The sequence below is a fragment of the Luteibacter sp. RCC_6_2 genome (assembly GCF_041360655.1).
Classification (GTDB): domain Bacteria; phylum Pseudomonadota; class Gammaproteobacteria; order Xanthomonadales; family Rhodanobacteraceae; genus Luteibacter.
The window spans coordinates 183,518-207,908 of record NZ_JBFUPQ010000002.1 but is presented as its reverse complement, the minus strand read 5'-3'; the positions used below and the strand labels follow the sequence as shown (position 1 = coordinate 207,908).

General features: G+C 66.2%; 20 protein-coding genes. 9 read left to right on the top strand and 11 right to left on the bottom strand.

What is annotated here, in order from left to right; all coding sequences use genetic code 11:
- Positions 1–65: 65 nt before the first annotated feature.
- Both AB6730_RS02735 and AB6730_RS02730 read right to left on the bottom strand, forming a co-directional pair.
- Positions 66–2,666: a glycosyltransferase gene (locus AB6730_RS02735; RefSeq protein ID WP_371022127.1), complete on the bottom strand. Its 2,601-nt coding sequence runs from the start codon at positions 2,664–2,666 to the stop codon at positions 66–68.
- Positions 2,667–3,005: 339 nt separating this feature from the next.
- A complete protein-coding gene (locus tag AB6730_RS02730) occupies positions 3,006–3,473 on the bottom strand; it encodes a Dps family protein (RefSeq protein ID WP_306851646.1) in 468 nt (155 codons plus the stop codon).
- A gap of 120 nt (positions 3,474–3,593) precedes the next feature.
- Between AB6730_RS02730 and hrpA the strand changes: the two genes are divergently transcribed.
- Positions 3,594–7,574, top strand: a complete 3,981-nt coding sequence (gene hrpA / locus AB6730_RS02725) for an ATP-dependent RNA helicase HrpA (protein WP_371022126.1) — start codon at positions 3,594–3,596, stop codon at positions 7,572–7,574.
- A 19-nt stretch (positions 7,575–7,593) separates the two neighbouring features.
- Positions 7,594–9,699, top strand: coding sequence for a bifunctional (p)ppGpp synthetase/guanosine-3',5'-bis(diphosphate) 3'-pyrophosphohydrolase (locus tag AB6730_RS02720; protein WP_371022125.1), 2,106 nt, complete (start codon positions 7,594–7,596; stop codon positions 9,697–9,699).
- A 3-nt stretch (positions 9,700–9,702) separates the two neighbouring features.
- On the opposite strand, the gene AB6730_RS02715 is transcribed toward AB6730_RS02720, so the two are convergent.
- Both AB6730_RS02715 and proC read right to left on the bottom strand, forming a co-directional pair.
- Entirely contained in the window at positions 9,703–10,278 is a 576-nt protein-coding gene (locus AB6730_RS02715) for a YggT family protein (protein ID WP_371022124.1), read from the bottom strand.
- Positions 10,275–11,099, bottom strand: coding sequence for a pyrroline-5-carboxylate reductase (proC, locus tag AB6730_RS02710; protein ID WP_371022123.1), 825 nt, complete (start codon positions 11,097–11,099; stop codon positions 10,275–10,277). The genes AB6730_RS02715 and proC overlap by 4 nt, the downstream gene beginning before the upstream one ends.
- Before the next feature lie 116 nt (positions 11,100–11,215).
- Between proC and AB6730_RS02705 the strand changes: the two genes are divergently transcribed.
- Together AB6730_RS02705 and AB6730_RS02700 are read left to right on the top strand one after the other, a co-directional pair.
- On the top strand, positions 11,216–12,253 hold the full coding sequence (locus AB6730_RS02705) for a type IV pilus twitching motility protein PilT (RefSeq protein WP_371022122.1): 1,038 nt from the start codon (positions 11,216–11,218) through the stop codon (positions 12,251–12,253).
- 261 nt (positions 12,254–12,514) lie between these two features.
- Positions 12,515–13,678: a PilT/PilU family type 4a pilus ATPase gene (locus AB6730_RS02700; protein ID WP_371022121.1), complete on the top strand. Its 1,164-nt coding sequence runs from the start codon at positions 12,515–12,517 to the stop codon at positions 13,676–13,678.
- A gap of 117 nt (positions 13,679–13,795) precedes the next feature.
- Here AB6730_RS02700 and AB6730_RS02695 read toward each other — a convergent pair whose 3' ends face one another.
- The 5 genes from AB6730_RS02695 to AB6730_RS02675 all read right to left on the bottom strand — a co-directional run bounded on the left by AB6730_RS02695 (position 13,796) and on the right by AB6730_RS02675 (position 18,322).
- The gene (locus tag AB6730_RS02695) at positions 13,796–14,164 is read right to left on the bottom strand and encodes a BON domain-containing protein (protein ID WP_371022120.1); all 369 of its coding nucleotides are present in this window, start codon (positions 14,162–14,164) and stop codon (positions 13,796–13,798) included.
- A 372-nt stretch (positions 14,165–14,536) separates the two neighbouring features.
- Positions 14,537–16,285, bottom strand: a complete 1,749-nt coding sequence (locus AB6730_RS02690; RefSeq protein WP_371022119.1) for a hypothetical protein — start codon at positions 16,283–16,285, stop codon at positions 14,537–14,539.
- Positions 16,286–16,388: 103 nt separating this feature from the next.
- Entirely contained in the window at positions 16,389–17,315 is a 927-nt protein-coding gene (locus AB6730_RS02685; RefSeq protein WP_371022118.1) for an aspartate carbamoyltransferase catalytic subunit, read from the bottom strand.
- Positions 17,312–17,743 carry a Holliday junction resolvase RuvX gene (ruvX, locus tag AB6730_RS02680; protein WP_371022117.1) on the bottom strand — a complete coding sequence of 144 codons (432 nt, stop codon included), beginning with the start codon at positions 17,741–17,743 and terminating at the stop codon, positions 17,312–17,314. The genes AB6730_RS02685 and ruvX overlap by 4 nt, the downstream gene beginning before the upstream one ends.
- 12 nt (positions 17,744–17,755) lie before the next feature.
- A complete protein-coding gene (locus AB6730_RS02675) occupies positions 17,756–18,322 on the bottom strand; it encodes a YqgE/AlgH family protein (protein WP_371022116.1) in 567 nt (188 codons plus the stop codon).
- 104 nt (positions 18,323–18,426) lie between these two features.
- Between AB6730_RS02675 and AB6730_RS02670 the strand changes: the two genes are divergently transcribed.
- On the top strand, positions 18,427–18,747 hold the full coding sequence (locus AB6730_RS02670; RefSeq protein WP_371022115.1) for a hypothetical protein: 321 nt from the start codon (positions 18,427–18,429) through the stop codon (positions 18,745–18,747).
- On the opposite strand, the gene AB6730_RS02665 is transcribed toward AB6730_RS02670, so the two are convergent.
- Together AB6730_RS02665 and gshB are read right to left on the bottom strand one after the other, a co-directional pair.
- Positions 18,741–19,601 carry an energy transducer TonB gene (locus AB6730_RS02665; protein ID WP_371022114.1) on the bottom strand — a complete coding sequence of 287 codons (861 nt, stop codon included), beginning with the start codon at positions 19,599–19,601 and terminating at the stop codon, positions 18,741–18,743. The genes AB6730_RS02670 and AB6730_RS02665 overlap by 7 nt on opposite strands.
- The gene (gene gshB / locus AB6730_RS02660) at positions 19,598–20,539 is read right to left on the bottom strand and encodes a glutathione synthase (protein ID WP_371022113.1); all 942 of its coding nucleotides are present in this window, start codon (positions 20,537–20,539) and stop codon (positions 19,598–19,600) included. The genes AB6730_RS02665 and gshB overlap by 4 nt, the downstream gene beginning before the upstream one ends.
- Before the next feature lie 312 nt (positions 20,540–20,851).
- Here gshB and pilG point away from each other — a divergent pair, with 312 nt between their 5' ends.
- The 4 genes from pilG (at position 20,852) to AB6730_RS02640 (ending at position 24,388) form a co-directional block, all read left to right on the top strand.
- On the top strand, positions 20,852–21,208 hold the full coding sequence (gene pilG / locus AB6730_RS02655; RefSeq protein ID WP_371022263.1) for a twitching motility response regulator PilG: 357 nt from the start codon (positions 20,852–20,854) through the stop codon (positions 21,206–21,208).
- Between the two features lie 36 nt (positions 21,209–21,244).
- Positions 21,245–21,619, top strand: coding sequence for a response regulator (locus AB6730_RS02650; protein WP_306851614.1), 375 nt, complete (start codon positions 21,245–21,247; stop codon positions 21,617–21,619).
- A gap of 7 nt (positions 21,620–21,626) precedes the next feature.
- The gene (locus AB6730_RS02645; RefSeq protein ID WP_371022112.1) at positions 21,627–22,172 is read left to right on the top strand and encodes a chemotaxis protein CheW; all 546 of its coding nucleotides are present in this window, start codon (positions 21,627–21,629) and stop codon (positions 22,170–22,172) included.
- Between the two features lie 176 nt (positions 22,173–22,348).
- On the top strand, positions 22,349–24,388 hold the full coding sequence (locus AB6730_RS02640) for a methyl-accepting chemotaxis protein (protein WP_371022111.1): 2,040 nt from the start codon (positions 22,349–22,351) through the stop codon (positions 24,386–24,388).
- The last annotated feature ends 3 nt before the right edge of the window (positions 24,389–24,391 follow it).

The window sequence follows — 24,391 nt, the reverse complement described above, 5'->3', positions numbered from 1 at the left end:
GTCTTGGCGTAACTTACCTCGCGAGGCGTGTAAGGTCGATAAGCAAACGTGAACGATTGCCCGGCTCAGCCGGCTTCGTCGCCCGCGCGATGCGCGATCCAGGCACCCGCCAGCGCCGATACATAAGGGATCGATTGCGCGCCGAGGATGAACATCCACAGGACGCTCTCGACGTAGCTGGTGCCGTAATGCAGGCCCATGCCGATCACCGCCAGGAGCAGGGCGATGGCCATGAGGCCTTCCTCGCGCACCGGCGCGAAGGCCGCGAAGCTGCTGCCGCCCATGCGGCGGCTCTTCGCGGTGACGACGAAGGCCGTCTTTTCGCGCGTGAGGCCGTGCAGGATGCCGCGGGCGATGGCATGCGACAGGCCCATGCTGGCCACCGACGCCATCAAGGTGTCGTACCAGCTGCACGGCACGCGCGCACGGTAGAGCACGATGCCGAAGATGGCCTTGGCGAAGAAGAAGCCGATCACGGGGATCAGGAACAGCTGCATCGGCAGGTTGAAGTATTCGGGCGCGTAGATCATGCCCGCGGTCCAGAGCAGGCCCATCATCGTGAAGACGAAGTGCAGGGCATCGGCGAACCAGCTGAACCAGCCGGTGAGGAAATGGAAGCGCTGACCGGCCGAGAGCGGGCCCTTCCGGGTCATCCAGCTCCAGCGACCCTTGAGGATCTGCATGGCGCCGAAGGCCCAGCGATAGCGCTGGCTCTTGTAGGCCTTGAAGTCCGCAGGGGTGAGGCCCTTGCCCATCAGTTCGTCGACGTAGACCAGCTCGTAGCCCGCGTGCATCAGGCGCAGCCCGAGTTCGGCGTCCTCGCAGATGGTCCACTCGGACCATCCACCGGTGCCTTCCAGCGCGGAACGGCGGACCATCGTCATGGTGCCGTGCTGGATGATCGCGTTGCGCTCGTTGCGATGGTGCATGCCGATGCGGAAGAAGCCGTCGTATTCCCAGGCCGTCATCCGGCGGAAACGGTTCTTCTCGAAGTCACGGTGCGCCTGCGGGCACTGCACCACGGCCACCTTCGAATCGTGGAAGTAGCCGGTGAGGGAGGCCAGCCAATCTTCGCGCACGACATAATCGGCGTCGATCACGGCCACGACGTCGGCGCGCTCGTCCGTGGCGGTGAGGCCGAAATTCAGCGCGCCCGCCTTGTAGCCCGGCCATGGCTCCAGGTGGAAGAAGCGGAACTTCGGCCCCAGCTTCTTGCAGTATTCCTCGACCGGCTGCCACACCGCCGGGTCCTTCGTGTTGTTGTCCAGCACCAGGACTTCGAAGTTCTCGTAGTTCAGCGCCGCGAGCGAATCGAGCGTGATCTGGACCATCTCCGGCGGCTCGTTGTGGCAGGCCAGGTGGATGGAGACGAACGGCTGCTTCTCCACCGGGTCGTGCGGCAGCATGCCGGCGTGACGCACCCAACTGCGCCGCCACAGCACTTCGGTGAACTCGAAGCCGTTGATCAGCAGGATGCCCAGGATGGCGATCTGCGCGGGGAACAGCAGGATCAGCATCGCCCAGTCGAACGGGCTGAGATAGAAATTGAAGGGCAGGGTGGCCGACCAGACGATCAGGCCGCAGGCGAGCTGGATCAGCGCCATGAAGAAGAGGCGGCCCATCAGCTTGAAGCGGTTGAAGCGGATGCCGAACCAGAGCATCGGGAAGAAGGCCAGGACAGAAGCGGCCAGCGCCTTCCACGGCCAGCCCACGTCCTCGGTGACGGGACCGGTGAAGGGGAACTTCAACTGGCGGTCGGCGTTGAACATGCCCCAGTACGCGCCGGTGCGCCCTTCGCCGAGGTTTTCCTTCCAGGGCTGGTCGATGGCCTCGAGCACGTAGTAATCGTCGATGCCGTCGGCTTTCGCGGCATTGAAGAAGGTACGCAGGAAGATCGCCTCGTTGGAGACGCTCGGATACGCGTATTTGAAGCGATCGCCGTTGGAAGGCCAGCCGATCTCGCCGATGACGATGTGCTTGCCCGGGAACTGCGCGCGCAGGGCCTTGTAGCTTTCGATGGAATCGTTGACGCCGGCGCGTGCCTCGATACCGTTCCAGTAAGGGAACAGATGGACGGTGATGAAGTCGACGTGGTCGGCGAGCTCCGGGTTCTGCAGCCAGATATGAAATGGCTCGGCCACGGAGACCGGCTGGCGCACGGCGGCCCGCACACGGTCGAGGTAGGACATGACCTGCTCGGGCTTGAGGTCGCCGCGGAAGAGCACCTCGTTGCCGACGATCACCCGCGTCACGGTTTTCGGGAAGCGGTGGGCCTGCGCGACCAGGGCTTCGATCTCGCGCTCGTTGTTCTCGAGGCGTGCATCGATCAGTGCACCGGCCATCACGTCGAGGCCTTCCTTGTCCGCCAGACGTATGACCTGGGGATTTTCCAGCATCGAGTAGGTACGGATGCGCGGTGAGTAACGCTTGATCAGGCGCAGGTCCGCGTCGATTTCCGGGTCCGTGGAGACGTCGCCCTTGATCGGGTTCTGGTAGCGCTGGTACGCGGTGAACGCGAAGCCGGGAATGGGACCGTGCCAGTCACTGGGACCGTTGGGCAGGTTGGCGACGAACCACAGCCCGAAATTCAGGGCCGCCACGAGGATCGCCAGGATCAGCGCGGCAAGGATCGGGTGGCTTCGTTCGGTCGTCGTGGCAGCGCTCAAAACAATCCCCGGACCGGCTGGCCCCCGAGTGGTATCAGTGAGGTAACCCGGGGAGCTTAACGAACGGTGCGTTGCGGCTCAACGCATGGCGGGCCGACCGGTCAGGCTGAACTCAGAGTAGGGGGCTGTGGCGGAAGCGTGACCCACGGAATCGAGCGGTCCGAAATGGGGCAAAACCTCAAGTTGGAAGCGATCCGGGTGGGAAGCGGCCTTGGCCGCGATGGATCTGGCCGGGAAGCCGATCGCGCGCGAGCGCGCTTCCCACCCAACCCGGGTTTCTCACCCGGGCGGGGCTTCCCACCAAAACCTCTCTTCCTGGTGGGAGGCGGTAGTCCGGACTTACTTCAGCAGCGAGCGCAGCATCCAGGCGGTCTTCTCGTGGTCTTTCAGGCGGCCGGTGACCATGTCGGCCGTGCCTTCGTCACCCACGGCCTCGGCGGCCTTGATGGTGTCGCGGGAGGTGGCGGCGGCGATCTCGTGGCCGTCCACGAGCTGGGCGACCATGTCCTTCCACTCCGGCACGCCGGCCTCTTCCTTGATCGAGGTGAGCTTGGAGAACTGGCTGTAGGAGCCCGGGGCGAAGACGTCGAGGATGCGGATGCGTTCCGCGACCTCGTCGGCGGCCAGCCACAGGGCGTTGTACTGGACCTCGAACATGGCGTGCAGGCTGTTGAACTGGGGGCCCGTGACGTTCCAGTGGAAGTTGTGGGTCTTCAGGTAGAGCGAATAAGTGTCGGCCAGAAGCTTTGAAAGGTGCTTGGCGACCGCTTCGCGGTCTTTCTTGGCGATACCGATATCGATGGCCATGTCACGACTCTCCTTGGGGTTTCTTCGATCGTTGGAGCGAAATTTTAACGGCCTGTCCGGTGCACGTGAAATGAAACCTTCCGATCCCGTCGATAGGCCCACGCTATCATTGGCGTTCCCATGAGCACCTCCACACGCCCCGCACGACCTTCTTCCCCCGATCCGCGCCTGCGAGAGTTGCGCGACGCGCTGGCGCAGGTGACCAGCCGCGACTTCGGCCGCCTGCTCGGCCGCTGGCGCGCACTTTCGCGCAAGCCCGATCCGGCCAGGGTCGAGGCGCTGGCGGCCGACATCGCGACTTCGACGGCTCGCCGGGCCGCACGGGCCGCCTCCAAGCCGCCGGTCACGGTGGACGCCTCGCTGCCGATCGCCGCGCGCGCCGACGACATCGTCAAGTTGATCCGCGAGCACCAGGTGGTGGTGATCGCGGGCGAGACCGGTTCGGGCAAGACCACCCAGTTGCCGAAGCTGTGCCTTGCCGCCGGTCGCGGCGAGGCAGGGCTGATCGGCTGCACGCAACCGCGCCGCCTCGCCGCCCGTTCGGTCGCCGTGCGCGTGGCCGAGGAACTGGGTACGCCGATCGGCGACAAGGTGGGCTTCCAGGTCCGGTTCACGGAAAAGGTCTCCGACCAGGCCCTGGTCAAGTTCATGACCGACGGCATCCTGCTCGCCGAGACGCAGTCCGATCCCTGGCTGTCCGCCTACGACACCATCATCATCGACGAGGCGCACGAGCGCAGCCTCAACATCGATTTCCTGCTCGGCTACCTCAAGCGCCTCGCCGCTCGCCGGCCCGAGCTGAAGATCATCGTCACCTCGGCGACGATCGACACGGAGCGCTTCGCGGAGCATTTCGGCGGCGCGCCGATCGTGACGGTCGAGGGACGCACGTATCCGGTCGAGGTCCGCTACCGTCCGCCGGGTGAGCGCGGCGAGGGCAACATCTCGCAGCAGATCGCCGATGCGATGGACGAGATCACCCGGGAGGACCCGCGCGGCGACGTGCTCGTGTTCCTTCCCGGTGAACGCGAGATCCGCGACACGCACTTGTTGCTGTCGCGCAAGCCGTATCGCGAGACCGAAGTGCTGGCGCTGTACGCGAGGTTGTCGGCGAACGAGCAGGACCGGGTGTTCCGGCCGGGAACGAAGCGGCGCATCGTGCTGGCCACCAATGTGGCGGAAACCTCGCTCACGGTGCCGCGCATCCGCTATGTCGTCGATTCGGGCACGGCGCGCGTGAAGCGCTACAGCCAGCGCGGGCAACTAGAGCGCCTGCACGTCGAACCGATCTCGCAAGCGGCGGCCAACCAGCGCAAAGGCCGCTGCGGGCGTGTCGGCCCCGGCATCTGCTACCGCCTTTACGACGAGGCGGAGTTCACCCTGCGTCCCGAATACACCGATCCCGAGCTGCTGCGTTCCTCGCTCGCCAACGTCATCCTGCGCATGCTCGCGCTCGACCTGGGCGAGGTGGAGGATTTCCCGTTCCTCGACGCGCCCGATCCGCGCATCGTGGCCGACGGCTACCGCCGCCTGGCGGAGATCGGGGCCATCGACGACGGCCGCCACCTGACCGAGGTGGGACGCACCGTGGCGCGCCTGCCGATCGACGTGCAACTGGCGCGGATGCTGGTCGAGGCACGACGCCTGGGCAGCCTCGCCGAGATCACGACCATCGTGGCGTTCCTGAGCATCCAGGACCCGCGCGAACGCCCACCGGAGGCACGCGGCCAGGCCGATGCCGCCCATGCGCAGTTCGCCGATCCGAAATCCGACTTCGTCGGCGTGCTGAACCTGTGGAAGGGCTACCTCGACAGCGCCGAGGAACTCACCTCGTCCAAGCTGCGCGACTGGTGTTCGCGGCACTTCCTGAGTTTCATGCGCATGCGCGAATGGCGGGAGCTGCATCGCCAGCTGGTGCTCGTCATCCGCGACCTCGGCTGGTCGACCGCCACGGCGCAAGCCGATTCGCAGGGCCAGGCCCGCTCCCGCCAGAGCACCTCCCGCGTGGCTGGAAAGCCTGAAAAGGGAAAAGTCACACCCGCGCCGTCCCCCCAGGGCGACGCTTTGTTCGAAGCGGTCCACCGCAGCCTGCTCGCCGGCATGCCCACCCAGGTCGGGCACAAGGACGAGAAGGGCGTGTTCCGCGGCACGCGCGAGCGGCGTTTCCAGGTCTTTCCGGGATCGGCACTGGCCAAGGCTCCCCCGGCCTGGGTGTTCGCCGCGCAGATCATCGATATCGGTGGCCGCATCTGGGCCATGATGTGCGCGCGTATCGATCCTTCATGGGTCGAGACGCAGGCAGCCCATCTGGTGAGGGCGACGGCACGCGATGCCCATTGGTCGCGCAAGCGCGGCACGGTGATCGCGTATGAACAGGTCACCCTGTTCGGACTCGTACTGGTCGAGCGCCGGCCGGTGACCTTCCATAAGCAGGACCCCCGGCTGGCCCACGAGATCTTCGTGCGCGAGGCACTCGTGCGCGCGGATATCGACAGTCGTGCCGACTTCGTCCGCGCCAACGCGCGCGTGCTGGAACAGGCCCACGACATCGAGGCGAAGCAGCGCCGCGCCGGCCTGCTGCGCGCGGACGAGGCATTGGCCGCCTTCTTCGACGGCAAATTGCCGGAAGAGATCGCCGATGCGCGAGCGCTGGATGCCTGGTATCGCAAGGCCTCGCCCGGCGAGCAGGCGGCGTTGCGCTGGACTCTTTCCGACGTGATGGACAATGGCGCCGGCCTGGACCCGAAGGCTTTTCCGGCCTCGCTCGACATCGGCCAGCATCGCTATCGTCTCGAATACCGCTTCGTGCCGGGCGATCCCGCCGACGGCGTCACGATCCAGGTGCCCCTGGCCTTCCTCAACGCCTTGCCGGCGGCACGGGGCGAATGGCTGGTGGGTGGATTGCTGGCGGACAAGGTGGCGGAACTGATTCGTTCCTTGCCCAAGGCGCTGCGCCGCAACTTCGTCCCCGCCCCCGATTTCGCGCGTGCCTTCGCCGAGGCTGAGAGTCCCCGCGACGAGCCACTGGCGAAGGCCTTGGCAACCTTCCTCAAGCGCACCACGGGCGTGGATGTGGACGCCGCCGCGTTCGCCGATGCCGAACTGCCGCCGCACCTGCTCATGCGGTACCGGGTGCACGACGAGGATGGCCGAGCGGTCGCCGAAGGACGCGACCTGGGCGAGATACGGGCCCGGTGGGAAGGCAAGGCGCGCGAAGCCTTTTCGCGAAAGACCGACGTCGAACTGACCCGCGAAGATATCGTCGCCTGGGATTTCGAGGCGATCCCGAGGGAAGTCCGGTCGGAAGCGGGCCTGAAGGCTTACCCCGCGCTCGTCGATCTGGGCGAGGCCGTGGCGTTGCGTGTGTTCGAACGCGCGGACGAGGCCGCCGAGGCGCACCTCGCCGGCGTGGAGCGATTGCTCCGGCAGGCCCTCGCACCCGAGTTCAAGCGTGCACGGAGGCAACTTCCCATCGCGAACGCATTGTCGTTGAAGTACGCCCCCCTGGGCAGCATCGACGGCTTGCGCGAAGACCTGGTCGAAGGAGGATTCGAGGATCTCGTCGCGGACCGCCGTCTGGACGCGCGAACGCAAGGGGAGTTCGAAGCCTTGCGCGTGGAGCTCGGACGTGAGCTGTTCGGTGCGGCCATGGCGCGGCAGAAGCTGGCCGAGCCGATCATCGAGGCACAGGCCGAACTCAAGCCGTGGATGGACCCGCCGCTGATGGGCTTCGCCAAGGCCAGCTACGACGACCTGCGCGAACAACTGGCCGCCTTGTTGCAGCCGGGATTCCTCCGCGAGTTGCCGCTGGCACGGCTGGTCCATTACCCGCGCTACCTCAAGGCCATGCGATTGCGCGGCGAGCGCCTTCGCCAGGACCCGGCACGCGACCAGTCGCGTATGCTGCAGGTGCTGCCGTACTGGCGTGCGCTGCTCAACGCGGGCGGGACCGCATTGAACGACGAGACCTGGGATGAACTGCGCTGGCTGCTGGAGGAATGGCGGGTTTCGTTGTTCGCCCAGGAATTGAAGACGGCCGAGCCGGTGTCGGCCAAGCGACTGGCACGCGCGCTGGAAACCGCACAGGCCGCCACACGATGAGGACCCCTGAGGACAGGCGATGAGCGACACCCGCTCCCCCGAGGCGAAAGCCAGCGCGATGCCGCTGACCGAGCGTGCGCGCGAGGCTTGCGCCGCGCTGTCCGCGTCGGCCCGGGCCGAGGGCGAAACGGTGATCGAGTTGCTCCGCCAGCTGGGATGCGACGACGAGACCTGCGCCTCGGCGTTGTGGTTCTCGCTGCTCAAGGCCAGCCCGGACGCCGCCGGGGAAGCGGCGAAGCATTGGGCGCCGGCGCTGCGCCGTCTTGTCGACGGCCAGGGCGAAGCGGAGAAGGTCTGGGCGCTGCATGCACAACGCGGGCCGGCCAGTGGTGCGGAAGGGCTGCGCCGGCTGCTCCTCGCGATCATCCGCGACCTGCGCGTCGTCTTCGTACTCCTGGCACGCCAACTGGCGGCGATGCGCAGCGCCATGGCCTTGCCCGACCACGAGCGGCGCGAACTGGCCCAGCTCACATCGGACATCCACGCCCCGCTGGCCAACCGCCTGGGCATCTGGCAGCTGAAATGGGAGCTGGAAGACCTCGCCTTCCGTTATCTCGAACCGGATACCTACCGGCGCATCGCGCGCCTGCTCGACGAGCGCCGCGCCGACCGCGAGCACTTCATCGCGCAGAGCCTGGCGCAGTTGCACGCGGTGTTGGAGGGTGCCGGCATCAAGGCCGACCTGGCCGGGCGTCCGAAGCATATCTTCTCGATCTGGAAGAAGATGAAGAAGAAGGGGCTCGAGTTCTCCGACCTCTACGACATCCGCGCGGTACGCATCCTGGTCGACAGCGTGGCCGATTGCTATGCCGCGCTCGGGCTCGTGCACAGCCTGTGGCCGCACTTGCCCGGCGAGTTCGACGATTACGTCGCGCGCCCGAAGGGCAACGGCTATCGCTCCCTGCATACCGCCGTGCTCGGCCCCGAGGGCAAGACGCTCGAAGTGCAGATCCGTACGCACGAGATGCACCGCGCCAACGAACTCGGCGTGGCCGCCCACTGGCGCTATAAGGAGGGTGGCAGCGCCGATTCCGAATTCGAGGCGAAGATCGCCTGGATGCGCAAGCTGCTGGAGCCGCGCGGGGAGGACGAGGCCGAACTGGCGGCCGGATTCGAAACCGAGTTGATGGAAGATCGCGTGTACGTGCTTTCGCCCAAGGGCGAAGTCATCGACATGCCGCGCGGCGCGACCGTGCTCGATTTCGCGTACCACATCCATACCGATGTGGGTCACCGTTGCCGCGGCGCGAAGATCAACGGCCGCATCGTTCCCTTGACCACCCAGCCGCGCAGCGGCGACCGCGTGGAAATCCTCACGACGAAGGTATCCGAGCCGAGTCGTGACTGGCTCTCCGTGCATCACGGTTACCTCAACACCTCGCGTGCGAAGGAGAAGGTGCGCGCGTGGTTCCGCCGCGAGGCGCACGAGGCGAACATCCTGGCTGGCAAGGCGAACCTGGAAAAGGAGTTGCGCCGCCTCGCCCTGGACGATGTCGACCTGTCGAAGCTGGCGGCGCATTTCCGCCTGAAGAACGTGGAAGAACTCTACGTGACGGTGGCCCTGGGCGAGGTCACCCTTGGCCAGGTCGCGCGCTCGTTGCAGGAGCCCGTCGAGACGGAGATCACGCAGTCGGGCAACCCGGTCGCTTCCCGTGGCGCGCAGCACGATCGGGGTGCCTTGTCGATCGAGGGCGTGGGCAACCTGCTGACGACGCTGGCGCGCTGCTGCCAGCCGCTTCCGGGCGATCCCGTCCGCGGTTTCATCACGCGCGGGCGTGGCGTGTCGGTCCATCGCTCCGACTGCGCATCGCTGGCGCGGTTGGCGCGGCGCAACCCGGAGCGTGTGATCGACGTGAGCTGGGGCAGGGTCGACGTGCAGAACTACGAAGTCGACGTGGAACTGCGTGGCTACGATCGCAAGGGCCTGCAAAAGGATGTCGCCACGACGATCAACAACGTGGGGCCGCACATCGTGGCGTCTTCCAGCCGCGTGCACGTGCGCACGGGCGAGGTGGAGATGCGCTTCACGCTACGCGTGAAGGATTACGAGCAGCTGTCGACCCTGCTGGGCCGGTTGGGGGCGCTGCCGAATGTGACGGATGCCCGGCGGTTGGGGGGGAGGTGACCCTCAACCCCCCAGCAGCAACCGCGTACCCCAATCCGAAAGCGGCTGGGCGATGAGGATGCGCGCCAGGAACAATCCCAGCAGCACCGCCGTGGGCGAAAAATCCAGCCCGCCGATGGTCAACTTGCCACGCAAGGGGCGCACCAGCGGTTCCGCCAGGCTCGACACCAGGCGAGCCACGGGGTGGTAGCGGTCGGTCGAGAGCATGCTCATCAGCGACCACACGAACACCAGCACGATCCACGTCAGCAGGAAGAAATCGAGGGTTTCGGCCACGCCGGCCACGAGGATGCCCAGCGGCGCCGGTGCGATTCCCGCCAGCGCGACGATCAGCACCACCTTTAGGCATTCCAGCACCAGCACGATGACCAGCGCGGCGGTGTTGATCCGGCGCACGGGCGGCAGCACCTTGCGCAGCGGGCGCACCGCGGGATTGGTGAAGCGATAGAGGAACTGGCAGATGGGATTGTGGAAGTCCGCCCGGTGCGCCTCGGCCAGCAGTCGCAGGACGAACAGGGTGACGAGGGCGCCGAAGGCGAACTGGAGGATCAGGGCGCCTGCGTTGGTCAGGTAGTTCACGTCTTCGATTCCATGTCTTCTGAAAGTTCGATGCCACGGCGGCGCGCGGCGTCGACCGCGCGCGCCACGATGGCGGGGAAATGGTCGGCCTGGAAACTCTCCAATGCCGCCTGGGTGGTGCCATGGGGCGAGGTGACGCGCTGGCGCAGGGTGGCGGCGCTTTCGCCGCTTTCGATCAGCATGCGGCCGGCGCCGAGGGCGGTCTGTGCCGCCAGCGCCCGCGCCGTCTCGCGGGAAAGCCCCTGGGAAAACGCGGCGTTTTCCAGTGCTTCCACCAGCAGGAAGAAATACGCCGGGCCGGAGCCCGAAAGGGCGGTGACGATGTCCAGCTGGTCCTCGTCGGGCACCCAAACGGTCAGCCCGGCGGCATCGAGCACGTGCTGTGCCTGGGCCCTTTGGGGTGCGCTCACCCGGGCGTTGGCGAACAACGCCGTGGCTCCGGCACCGATCATGGCCGGGGTGTTGGGCATGCAGCGGACGACGGGCAGGGCGGCATCGAGCCAGCGTTCGATCTGCTGGATACGGATGCCGGCGGCGATGGAAATCACCACCGGGCGATACTTCTGCACCGCGGCGCGCAGGTTGCGGCATACCTCGGCCATCATCTGCGGCTTTACCGCCAGCACCAGGATCGAGGCGCCTTCGGCGGCATCGCGGTTGTCGGTGTAGGTGGCCACGCCGTATTCGCGGGACAGCTCGTGAAGGGCCTCGGCACGGGGCTCGGCCACGGCGATTCCGCCGGGCTGGGCGCCGTGGCGGATCATTCCGGCGATCAACGCGGTGGCCATGTTGCCGCCGCCGATGAAGGCGATCCGATTCATGGGGGTATTCGCTCCGTTGGCGACGAGGTTCACATACACCGAAGCATATACGGTGCCGCGCCTTGCCGCCGACCCCCGGGCATGGTTACCTATGCCCACCAAGATAGGGGACCTCAATGGATATCGCCGAACTCCTTGCCTTCTCCGTGAAGAACAAGGCCTCAGACCTGCACCTTTCCGCGGGTCTTCCGCCGATGATCCGTGTCGACGGCGACGTCCGGCGAATCAACATCCCGGCGCTGGAGCACAAGCAGGTCCATTCGCTGATCTACGACATCATGTCGGACAAGCAGCGCCGCGACTATGAGGAATTCCTTGAGGTCGACTTCTCGTTCGAGATTCCGGGGCTGGCGCGCTTCCGCGTCAACGCCTTCAACCACAACCGTGGCGCGGGCGGCGTGTTCCGTACCATTCCTTCCGAGGTGCTCACCCTGGAAGACCTCGGCGCCCCGAAGATCTTCCGGGAGCTGATCGAGCAACCGCAGGGCCTGATCCTGGTCACCGGTCCTACCGGCTCGGGTAAGTCGACGACGCTGGCGGCCATGGTCGACCACGTCAACAAGAACGAATACGGCCATATCCTCACCGTCGAGGACCCGATCGAATTCGTGCACACCTCGCAGAAGTGCCTGATCAACCAGCGCGAGGTGCACCGCGATACGCACGGATTCAACGAGGCCTTGCGTTCGGCACTGCGCGAGGACCCCGACTACATCCTGGTGGGCGAGTTGCGCGACCTGGAAACCATCCGCCTGGCGCTCACCGCCGCGGAAACCGGCCACCTGGTCTTCGGCACGCTGCATACGTCGTCGGCGGCCAAGACCATCGACCGCATCATCGACGTGTTCCCCGCGGGCGAGAAACCCATGGTCCGCTCGATGTTGTCCGAGTCGCTGCGCGCGGTCATCTCGCAGTCCCTGCTGAAGAAGGTCGGCGGCGGGCGCATCGCCGCCCACGAGATCATGGTGGGCATCCCGGCCATCCGTAACCTCATCCGCGAGGACAAGGTGGCCCAGATGTACTCGTCCATCCAGACCGGCCAGCAGTACGGCATGCAGACCCTCGACCAGAATCTCGCGGACCTGGTCAAGCGCGGCCTCATCACGCGCCAGGAAGCCTCGACCTACGCGAAGAACAAGGAAGGCTTCCGCTAGGCAGCCTGCGTTCCATCTGGCGGGCCGTCTCCCGGGTGGGAAGCGGCCTGGGCCGCGATGGGGGCTTGCGGCAAGCACCCATCGCGCGCCAGCGCGCTTCCCACCCATCAGCTTCCCACCCATCGGCTTTCCGCCAGCCTGCTTTCAGCCCGAAGGGAGCGAAGGCCTTTAGCGTGAGGGGCGTCTCTACAGGCTCCCATCCACGGGTATATGATCACCCATAGGGGCGCCGGCCCGGTCCGGCAATGGGAATACCAGGCCATGAGCGACTTCGATTTCACCTCCTTCCTCAAGCTGATGGTGCACAAGCAGGCCTCCGACCTGTTCATCACCGCCGGCGTCGCACCGTCCATGAAGGTGCAGGGGCGCATCGTCCCGATCACCCAGAGCCCCCTTTCCGCGCAGCAGTCGCGCGACATGGTGCTCAACGTGATGACCCCGGCCCAGCGCGAGGAGTTCGAGAAGACGCACGAGTGCCAGTTCGCGATCAGCGCGTCGGGCATCGGCCGTTTTCGCGTCTCCTGCTTCTACCAGCGCAACTGCGTGGGCATGGTCCTGCGCCGGATCGAATCGAAGATCCCGACGCCCGAGGAGCTCAACCTGCCGCCGGTCATCAAGCAGCTGGCGATGACCAAGCGCGGCATCATCATCTTCGTCGGCGGCACGGGTACGGGTAAGTCGACCTCGCTCGCATCGATGATCGGCTACCGCAACCAGAATTCGACCGGCCACATCATCACCATCGAAGACCCGATCGAATACGTGCACAAGCACGAGGGTTGCATCATCACGCAGCGCGAACTCGGCATCGATACCGACAGCTGGGAAAACGCCCTGAAGAACACGCTGCGCCAGGCACCGGACGTGATCATGATCGGCGAAGTGCGTACGCGCGAGACGATGGAACACGCGATCAACTTCTCGGAAACGGGCCACCTGTGCCTGTGCACGCTGCATGCGAACAACGCCAACCAGGCGCTCGACCGCATCCTGCACTTCTTCCCCGAGGACCGTCGCCAGCAGCTCTTCATGGACCTCTCGCTGAACCTGAAAGGCATCGTCGCCCAGCAGCTCATCCCCACGCCCGACGGCAAGGCACGTCGCGTCGCGGTGGAAGTGTTGCTCGGTACGCCGCTGGCGCAGGACTACATCCGCCAGGGCGAGGTGCACAAGCTCAAGGAACTCATGCGCGATTCCAACCAGTTGGGCATGCGCACCTTCGACCAGAGCCTGGTCGAGCTCTACCACGCCGGCGAAATCTCCTACGAGGACGCGCTGCGCCACGCCGACAGTTCCAACGAAGTGCGCCTGCGTATCAAGCTCGCCCAGGGTGGCGATGCCCATACCCTGTCGCAGGGCCTGGAAGGGGTGGAGATCGACAAGAGCAACGATCGCAATACCTTCGGCGGCATGCTGCACCGCTGAACGCGGGGCACCGGAGCCGTTTTCTTCGAGGAAGCTCGCGTCGGGCGGAGACCGGAACACGATGACAAAAAGAGGGAGCCTTGCGGCTCCCTCTTCGTTTTCAGTGATGTCGCGTGGTTACTTCGCCGCGCTGGAGGAAACGGTCAGGCCGCTGGCATCGACGCTCTTCACGCCCTTGATGCCCTTGGCGATCTTCTCGGCGTGGCTCTTTTCCTTCGCCGTGGCGACCGTACCGGTCAGGGTGACGACGCCGTCGCTGGTGCTCACCGAAATATCGGTGGCCTTCACGCTCTTGTTGGCGGCGAACTCGGATTTGACCTTCGTGGTGATCCACGTGTCGTCGGCTTTGCCGGCGACGGTCTGGTTATCGGCCTTCGAGGAAGCCGCGGCGGAGTCCTGGGCATACACCTGCGCGAACGGCACCGTGCCGAGACCGGCAACGAGAGCGGCAGCGAACAGGGCCTTACGGAGGTTGGCATGGTTCATGGGTGACTCCTTCATCTCGCACTGAATGGGGCTGGCGATGGCGCCACGCACTGTGGCTGCCGTTTCGCGGGACCTATGGAAACAGTGCATCCGTGAACGATTCGTGCCGGGGAAATCGGGCCGTTCAGGTTAAGAAAGAGGTGCCGCACCAGGGTGGGAAGCGGGCTGGCCCGCGAGTCCTCAATCTCTCCGCTGGCGAAGGAGGCGTTGCGGTGATCGGGCGAGGCTTGTCACCGCTTGCTTGATGCGATGCATCGCCTCGTTCGCTTGAAACAGGGTGACGGATCGCGGGCCAGCCCGCTTCCCACCGGGGGATTTACCAAAAAAAAGCGCCCCACCAGGGGGCGCTCGTTTTTCTTCGGTGACGATCGCTTACTTGTATTCGACGGCGCCCGAGATCACCAGGCCCTTCTCATCCATGTGCGCTTCGCCGCCGACCTGCACGATGCGTGCTGCCTGCGCTTTCATCGCATCGAACTGGGCCTTGGAGCGCTGGGCGGTCGAGGTCTGCGTGGCCTGATCGTCCGGCGCGCCGTCGGCGCCCGAGGCATCGTTCATCGCATTGGCGTAGGCGGTTGCCTTCTCGGCCATCACGTCGACCCATGCGCGATACATGTCGCCATTGAGGTGCAGGCGGTTGAGCCGGCCGGCGTCGCCGATCGGGCCCATCAGCATCTCGTCGAGCTTGGCGTCTTCGCCTTCGCCCAGGCCCACCACGATCGCCTGTCCGTTCATCGCCGCCCAGCCCGGCATGCCGAGCATGGTGCCGATGTTCGGCGGCAGCGGCGCGGGCTTGCCATCGCCGGCGAGCTTGAAGTCGCCGCCGAGCATCGCCTGGCCCATCGCCAGGAGGCCGGCGGGGTTGCGCGTGGCAAGCAGGACACGACCGGTGAAGGTCGGCATCTGCTGACCCGCCGCGGCCGGCTTGAACGAATCCAGCACGATGCGCACGCCACGGATGTCGCCGAACGGGGGAATCGCCGCCTGCTGCATGGTCGAGCCGAGCTTGGCGAAACTGTCGTTCATGTTGACGAAGGCCGGGCATTCGAACGGCTTGGCCGCCACGGCCTCGGACTGCGCCGTGAAGAACGTGCGGATCTGTTCGACCGGCAGCGCGAGGCTGATGTCGAACGGTGCGCTGGCATCCTTGCCCAGACCCGGCAGTTCCACCTTCAGGCCCGAGAAGGCCTTGGCGATGTCGTCGGCCAGCGCCACGTCCACGCGCTGCTCCTGGTGGTGCAGGTCCAGTCGCGTGTAGCCGAAGCTGAGCGACGGCACGCGCGCCGCGATGCGCGAGGCTTCGGCCTGGCAACTCGGGGGCAGTTCGGGCACGGGCTCGCCGGTCTTGGCGGACTGGTGCTTCAGGAACGAGGAGAACAGGGGATCCTTGCCCGCGGCCACCAGCGGCAACAGGCGGACGAGGTCGACCTGGCCGACCGCGTAGTCCTTGTATCCCTTGTCCTTGGCGAGGTCGGCGAGGCGGCCATCGTCCTGCAGGCTCTTTTCCGGGCGATCGACGCCCAGCGCCTGGCGGACCAGCGGCTGCGCGGCATCGGCGGGGAGCAGGGAGACGACGGCCTGCTTGCCCACGGTCGCGATCACCAGCTGCACGCCGGAATCGGACAGGGTCACGTGGCGATAGGCCTGGCCGCCTGCGTCGGCGGTTTCCAGCTTCTTGCCGTAGGCGGTTTCGAGGCGGCCCACGAAGGCCTCCCAGGCCGACGGATCGGCCAACGCCACGCGAGCCACGGGGCTGAGGCCGAGGCCATAGATGGCCGAGCCGGTCTTCACGTCCAGGCCCATGTTCTTCAGCGCGGCCTCGGCGGTCTTGCCGTCGAACTCGGCGGCGAAGGCCTTGAGCAGGCGGGCGCCTTCGGCGTTGCCCTTGGTTTCGAGGTCCTGCGCGACGGATTTCATCTGCGCGACCTGGGTCGGCAGTTCGCTGTTGGCCTGCGAGATCATGGCCTCGTAGGCATCGTCGTCGAGCTTGTCGAGGTTCGACAGCACATAGGGCGTATCGGCCGGCACGAAGGCCAGCGGGGCGTCCTTGTCCTTGTGGCCGCAGGCCGCCAGCAGCACGCTGGCGACGCCGAGCGCGATGAGTCGCTTCGTCGGTCGCATTCTGTATCCCGTTGTTTGGTTGGTCCCTTGGTGCGGCCATTATGCCGGAACCGCGGCGCCGTCACGCGCCCCCGCGGCCGCCGCGGCGCAAATTCCTACGAGCCTATCGGCCCATGACTTCGGCCAGCACCGCCATCCGCACGAAGACGCCGTTGCCGACCTGCTCGAGGATGCGCGACTGCGCCCCGTCGGCGACCTCCGGGGCGATCTCGATCCCCCGGTTGATCGGGCCGGGGTGCATGACCAGGCAGCCCTTGGCGGCCAGGGCGAGGCGCCGGGTGTCGAGGCCGAAGCGCTCGAAGTAAGCGGCCTCGTCGGGCAGGTCGGTCGCGGCCATGCGCTCCTTCTGCAGGCGCAGCATGATGATGACGTTCGCCCCTTCGATGGCCTCGTCGAAGTCCTCGTGGTAGGTGACGTTGTCCAGTTCGCCTTCGGTCGGCAGCAGCGAGGACGGTCCGACGAGGCGTATCTCCTTGGCACCCAGGGCGGTGAAGGCATGGACATCCGATCGCGCCACGCGCGAATGGCGCACGTCGCCGCAGATGGCGATGCGCAGCTTGCGGAAGTCCGGGTGATGGTTGCGGATGGTCAGCGCGTCGAGCAGGCCCTGGGTGGGATGGGCCCGGTTGCCGTCGCCGGCATTGACCACCGCGACGCCACTCATCGCGTGGCGGACCAGCGATTCCGGCGTGCCCGACTCCTTGTGCCGGACGATGATCGTGTCCAGGTGCATGGCCTCGAGCGTATGCAGCGTGTCGAACAGTTCCTCGCCCTTGGCAGTCGAGGAGAAGCCGATGTCGAAGTTGATCACGTCGGCACCGAGGCGGCGCGCGGCGAGTTCGAACGACGTGCGCGTACGCGTGGAAGGCTCGAAGAAAAGATTGAGTACCGTGCGGCCGGTGAGCAGGTCGAGCTTTCGCGTTCCGTGCGCGGTGGCTTCGCGCATGCTGTTGGCGCGGTCGAGGATGCGCTCGATGTTTTCGCGCGGCAGGTTCTCGAGGGTGGTCAGGTGGCGCAGGCGTTGTGTCATGACATCCCCAAGGTGGTTATTAGATAGGACTCGAGGATGACCGCCGCCGCCTCGGCATCGATCGACTTCGCGTCCGAACGTTTGCGCGTGCCCGCGGCGCGGCCGGCGGCGAAGCGCCGGGCAGCCTCCTGCGAACTCATGCGCTCGTCGGCGAACGCCACCGGGAGATCGTACCGTTGGCCGATGCGTTCGGCGAAGCGCCGGGCCGTGCGGGTCATCGGTTGCTCCTTGCCGTCGTTGTCGAGCGGCAGCCCGACGACCAGTTCCGCCGGCAACCATTCGCGACGCAAGGTGTCCAGCGCATGCCAGTCGGGTTCGCCATCACGCACGGGCACGGCCGCCAACGCACGGGCGGTGCCGGTGAGGCGATTGCCGACGGCGACACCCACGATCTTCGTTCCGACATCGAAGCCGAACAGGCAGCTCATCGTGCCCTTGGCTCAGGCGTGACCGGCGTAGCCGGCCAACTGGGAGGGATCTTGCACGCCGAGCTTGCGTGCGGCGGCGACCCAGCGTTCGTCGATGGGAGTGTCGAAGACGATGTGTTCGTCCGCGCGCGTGGTGAGCCACGCGTTGTCCATCACTTCCTGCTCCAGCTGGCCGGCGTCCCAGCCGGCGTAGCCCAGCGTGACGACGGCGCGGCGCGGGCCTTCGCCCGCGGCCATGGCCACCAGGATGTCGCGCGAGGTGGTGACCGACCAGTCGTCGTTCACGCGATAGCTGGAGTCCCAGTTGCCGGGTTCGCGATGGAGGACGAAGCCACGTTCCTGCTGGACGGGGCCGCCGATGAGGACGGGGTAGTCGGCGATCTCCGGATCGTCGCAATGGAGTTTCATCTGGGCGAGGACGTCGCCCAGGCGGTATTCGGATATCTGGTTGATCAGCAGGCCGACCGCGCCGTCTTCACCATGCTGGCAGAGGAAGGCGACGCCGCGCGCGAAGGGCGGCTCGGCCAGCATGGGCATGGCGATGAGGAATTGCCCCGCGAAGGTGTTGGCGATCGTCATGGCCGCATTGTAGCCGCTACGAACATGAGCCGTGTGCGAATGTTCAGTGCGTCTGGCTTACCGTGTGCGCACGATCACAAGGAGATGGCATCGTGCGGAAAGTAATGTTTATCAAGGGTTTCGTGTTGATTTCCGCCGGCTTCGCGGGGGGCGCGGCGGCCTCCGCGCCGGGTGCCTGGAAGGACTACGACCAACGGCTGACCAGCGCCTGCCTCGCAGCCAGCGGCTTGAAGGACGCGAAGCCGGTGGGCGGTCCGATCCGGTACGACGACCGGGTGCCGGTCACGGCGCTGGTGCTGGCCGGGCGTTACCCGCAGAAGCACATGAACAACCGGCCCGGGCGGGAATTGTGCGTGTGGGACCGGAAGGCGGGAAAGGCGTACGTGAGTGAGGCGGACCAGTTGTTGCCGGCGATGGCTCAGTAGTTGCGCAGCACATTCCCCGGCAGGAACTGCCAGGTACGCGTGATGTACAACTCGTCCACCCGGGTCTTGTCCGAAGGCAGGGCGGGGAAGGGCGCGGCGAGGCGGACGATACGCTGGGCGGCGTCGTCGAGCAGCTTCTGCCCGGAACTCTTGATCACGTCCATACTCTTGATCGATCCATCGCGGTTCAGGCCCACGGTGAGCACCAGTTCGCCATGCAGCCCCTGGCGCCGCGCCTCGTCGGGGTAGTTGAGGTTGCCCACGCGTTCCACGCGGCCGACCCAGCCCTTCATGTAGGCGGCATAGACATACTCGCGCGTGTTCGAGGAGATGAATTTCTTCTTCGGGCGCTTCGCGTACGCCTGCGACTGGTCACGGACCTCGGCCGCCAGCTTGGCCATTTCCAGCTTGCGCTGCACCTCGTCGTCGGAGACGGGCAGGGGCCGTTCCTTTTGCTCGGTCTGCTCGTGCTTGGTATCGACCGCGAAAGCCGTTTCGCCCGAGGTGGTGAGGAGTTGGTCCGGCGTGGCCTCGCGTGGCGTGGGCGCACGGGCCTCGGTGGGCTCGGCCGCATCGCCGGGATTGCGCGTGGGCAGCGGGCCGGACGCGCGTTCCGACGGGCGTGCGGCCTTGTCCCGGTCGCCACCGCCCGAATTGTTGGCCTGGGCGAGGAAGTCCGCCTTGTCCGGTGCTTCCTGGTTGGCGACGTCCACGAGGGTGACATCGAGCGTGGGAACGCTCGGTTTGGGCTTCTCCGCCTCGAAGGTGATGCCGAGGATGACGACACCGTGCAGCAGCAGCGAGAACAGCAGGGTCGCGCCGAACAGGTCGGCGCCGGTGGTGCGGGTCGTCATCGGGCCTCGATCGCGTCGAACATCAGCCCCGCGATGTTAATGCCGAAGCGGGCGTCCAGCTCGCGCACGCCTGTCGGAGATGTGACGTTGATCTCGGTCAGGTAGTCGCCGATCACGTCCAGGCCCACGAAGCGCAGCCCCCGGCGGACCAGTTCCGGCCCGACCTGGGCGGCGATCCAGCGGTCGCGGTCGGAGAGGGCGATGCCCTCGCCCTTGCCGCCGGCGGCGAGGTTGCCGCGGAACTCGTCGCCTTGCGGGATGCGGGCCAGCGCGTAGGGGACCGGTTCGCCGTCGATCAGCAGGATGCGCTTGTCACCGGCGGTGATCTCGGGGATGTACTTCTGCGCGATGGCGAAATGGCGGGAGCCGTCCAGCAGGGTCTCGAGCATGGAATTGAGGTTGCTGTCACCGGCCTTGACCCGGAATATCCCGCGCCCGCCCATGCCGTCCAGGGGTTTCAGCACGGCCTCGCCATGGCGGGCGACGAACCGCTTCAGTTCGTCCCGGTCGCGCGAGACCAGGGTCGGCACGATGCACTGCGGGAAATCGAGGGCGAACAGCTTCTCGTTGCAGTCGCGCAGCGAGCGCGGGTCGTTCACCACCTTGCAGCCCGCCCGCTGGGCGCGCTCCAGCACCATGGTGTCGTAGATGAACTGGGGGTCGACCGGGGGGTCCTTGCGGGCCAGGACGATGTCGATCTCCCCCAGCGGGCGCCACACCGGTTCGCCGAGGGTGAACCAGCCGGACGGGTCTTCCTTCACGGTGAGCGGGCGCAGGCGTGCCCATGCCTCGCCATCGCGCAGGGCGAGGTCGCCCTGTTCCATGTACAGCAGGGCGTGCCCGCGGCGGGAGGCCTCCAGCAGCATGGCGAAGGTGGTGTCCTTGGCGATCTTGATGGCGCGGATGGGGTCCATCAGGACGGCGACGGAGAGCGGCATGGAGGTGTCCCGGTAGGCAGGAAAGGTGCCAAGTCTAGTCAAGGCGGGCAGAATTGGGGCGAATTCGGCAGGCGGAACTTTTCCTTTAAGAACAATTCATCTTGACGGCGCCCCGGCCAACCATTAAACAGCGGACGGGAGGAACGCCGAAGAGCGGACCGCTGGAGCCATGGGTTCCGGACATCGACCTGGCGCACGGAATAGTCGGCACGAAACCGGCTATCCTGCGACGGGATTTGCGGTTTTTTTGCGTGGCACGGGGGCGCAGTGAACGAAAACGGACGTGGTAACGACCTGACCGGATTGCGGGTCATGGTCATCGACGATTCGAAAACCATCCGACGCACGGCCGAGACCCTGCTGAAGAAGGAAGGCTGCGACGTACTCACCGCAGTCGACGGTTTCGAGGCCCTGGCCAAGATTTCCGACCAGAAGCCGAACATCATCTTCGTCGACATCATGATGCCGCGCCTGGATGGCTACCAGACCTGCGCACTGATCAAGAACAACGCCCAGTTCCGCGGTACGCCGGTGATCATGCTGTCCTCCAAGGACGGCCTGTTCGACAAGGCCCGTGGCCGCATCGTTGGCGCGGAGCAGTACCTCACCAAGCCGTTCACCCGCGACGAGCTACTCGGCGCGATCCATCGGTACGCGAAGGCGAACTGACCGAACACCACCGCTAGACGACGTCCAGGGGGACGTGTGGCAAACATTCTCATCATCGACGACTCGCCCACCGACGTCCGCGTGTTCACCACGCTGCTCGAGAAGGCGGGTTTCTCCGTTTCCAGCGTCGACAACGCCGAGGCCGGCCTCGATCGCATCCGTGCGAACAAGCCCGACCTGGTGATCATGGACGTGATCATGCCGGGCATGAACGGCTTCCAGGCCACCCGCACGCTGAGCCGGGACCCGGCGACGGCGGACGTGCCCGTGGTGATGATCACGACCAAGTCGATGGAAACCGACAGGGTGTGGGGCCTGCGCCAGGGCGCCAAGGCGTTCATCACCAAGCCGGTGAACGAAAAGGAGCTGCTCTCGACCATCGCCAGCCTCCTGCCGAACAAGACGCATTGAGGGCGCCATGAGCGAGAACGCCTCCCTTACGCCTTTCGAACTCCTCGCCCGCTACGAGAGGGCATGTCTCGCCCACACGGCGGACGCGCCCGAGCGCGTGGACACCCTGGGCCTGTGGCGAGGCATCGGTTTTCGCGTGGGCCGCCGCGCCTTCGTCAGTGGCATCGAGGAAATCAACGAATTGCTGGCCGTTCCGCCGCTCACCAACGTGCCCGGTACGCAACCGTGGCTGATGGGCGTGGCCAACGTGCGTGGCAACCTGGTGCCGGCGATCGATCTCGGCCGGTTCCTGTTCGACGAACGCACGCCGTCGTCGGAGCGCACGCGCTTGCTGCTCGTGCGCCAGCATGGCGGCACGGTGGGTCTGCTGGTGGATGAAGTGTTCGGCCAGCGTACGATGGACGAGGCACAGCGGGGCATGGGCGAGGAAGAGCACGATCCGCGGCTGGCGCGCTTCGTCGCGGAGAACGTGCAACTGGGTGAGCAGACCTTCGGCTTGTTCAGCATGAGCCGGTTGGTTCGTGCGCCGGATTTCAGGCAAGCGGCGTTGTAAGGCGCCTCATTGGGGGAGGGGGACGGCCGGGTGGCTGGCCCCTGACAGGACAGGCGGAGACGGCATGGCCGGCTTCGCGATGGGAACGGAGGGGCGGTCAGCGCGACCGCTTCGTCTTGCCGGCGGCCTCGTCGAGGCGCCGGTGGCTAGCTTTGCCAGGTTTGGGTGAGGTGGATATGAGTACGACAGCAGGCGGCGCAGGCCGGGAACGCGGGTACACGATCGTCATCGTGTTCCTTCTCCTGGCGATCGGTTTGGCGTCGGTCGACTTCTGGTGGCTGAACAACAAGAACGGCGAGGACCGCGAGGCCATCGCGCTGACGACCCAGGTGCAGGTGCTCTCGCAGCAGACCGCGAAGTACGCACTGGAGGCGTCGGACGGCAATCGCGATTCGTTCCGTGAGTTGTCGGCCACGCGAAACACCATCGATTCGGCCGTGCAGCGCCTGGTCAAGGGCGACGACAAGACCGGCATGCCGGCCTATGCCGACGCCAGCGCCAACGCCGCGCCCGCCGGCCGCGCGATCGGCGCGCTGGCCAACGCCTGGCACCAGCTCGACGCGGACATCGGCAAGATCCTTTCCAACAAGGACCTCGTGCTGTCCTCGGGCGAACGCGCCGACCTGTTCTCCAAGCAGATGCCGCTGTTGAACGCGCGCACCGACGAGGTGCTGAACATCGTCCAGCAGAAGAACGCCTCGGTGGAGCAGACCTTCACCATCGCGCGCTGGATGCTGATGGCCGACCGCATGATCCGCCGCGTGCAGGAGATCCTGCAGGGTGGCGACGGCGCCCAGTCGGCCGCGGATGGCCTGTCCCGCGACGCGCAGCTCTACGGCGCGGTGTTGAAGGGCCTCATCGACGGCAATCCGGACGGCGGCGTGCGTGCCATCAGCGACGCCAACGCGCGCAAGATCCTCGAAGGCATGCAGACCTCCTGGACGGAGCTGGTCGATCCGGTCGGCCAGCTGGTCACCGCCTCGCCGAACCTGCAGGACGTGAAGCGCGCCGGCAACCAGGCTTCCCTCGATTCCCAGACGGTGCTGCTCCGCGCCAACGAGTCGGCCGAGCAGATCGCCAAGCTGCCGCTGACCCGCCTGTTCCCGAACGTGTGGTGGGGCCTGCTCGGCGCCATCGGCGCGGTGCTCTTCGCCCTGCTGCTGGTCTACAACCTCGTGCGCGACCAGCGCCGCCGCTTCGAGACCACCTCCGACCTGAACCAGCGTAACCAGACCGCGATCATGCGCTTGCTGGACGAGATGGGCACGCTCGCCGAAGGCGACCTGACCATCAAGGCCACCGTCACCGAGGACATCACGGGCGCCATCGCGGACGCCATGAACTCCGCCGTCGACGAGATGCGCAACCTCGTCACCACGATCAACGAGACCGCGGTGCGCGTCTCCGCGGCGGCGCAGGAAACCCAGGCCACCGCCATGCATCTCGCCGACGCGGCGGAGCAGCAGGCGCAGCAGATCACCTCGGCCACCTCCGCGATCAACCAGATCGCCACCTCGATGGATACGGTGTCGAAGGACTCCGCCGAATCGGCCGACGTGGCCCAGCGCTCGGTGCAGATCGCTTCGCGCGGCGCGGAAGTGGTGCGCGAGACGATCCAGGGCATGGACTCCATTCGCGACCAGATCCAGGAGACGTCCAAGCGCATCAAACGCCTGGGTGAGTCGTCGCAGGAAATCGGCTCGATCGTGGAACTCATCAACGACATCGCCGAGCAGACCAACATCCTCGCCTTGAACGCGGCCATCCAGGCGGCGTCGGCCGGTGAGGCGGGCCGCGGCTTCGCGGTGGTCGCGGACGAAGTGCAGCGCCTCGCCGAGCGATCGGCGAGCGCGACCAAGCGAATCGAGACCCTGGTCCAGACCATTCAGTCCGATACCAACGAAGCGGTGAGCTCGATGGAACAGACCACCGCCGAGGTGGTCGCGGGCGCACGACTGGCCGAGGACGCGGGTACCGCGCTGGGCGACATCGAACGCGTGTCGAACGACCTGTCGGCGCTGATTCAGAACATCTCCGCGGCGGCACGCCAGCAGTCCGCGGCGGCGACCGACACCTCGGCGACGATGAACGTCATCCAGGAGATCACCTCGCAGACATCGCTGGGTGCCAGCCAGACCGCCGAGTCGATCGGAAACCTGGCCCAGCTCGCGAACGACCTGCGCCTGTCCGTCGCGAACTTCAAGCTGCCGGGCTAATGC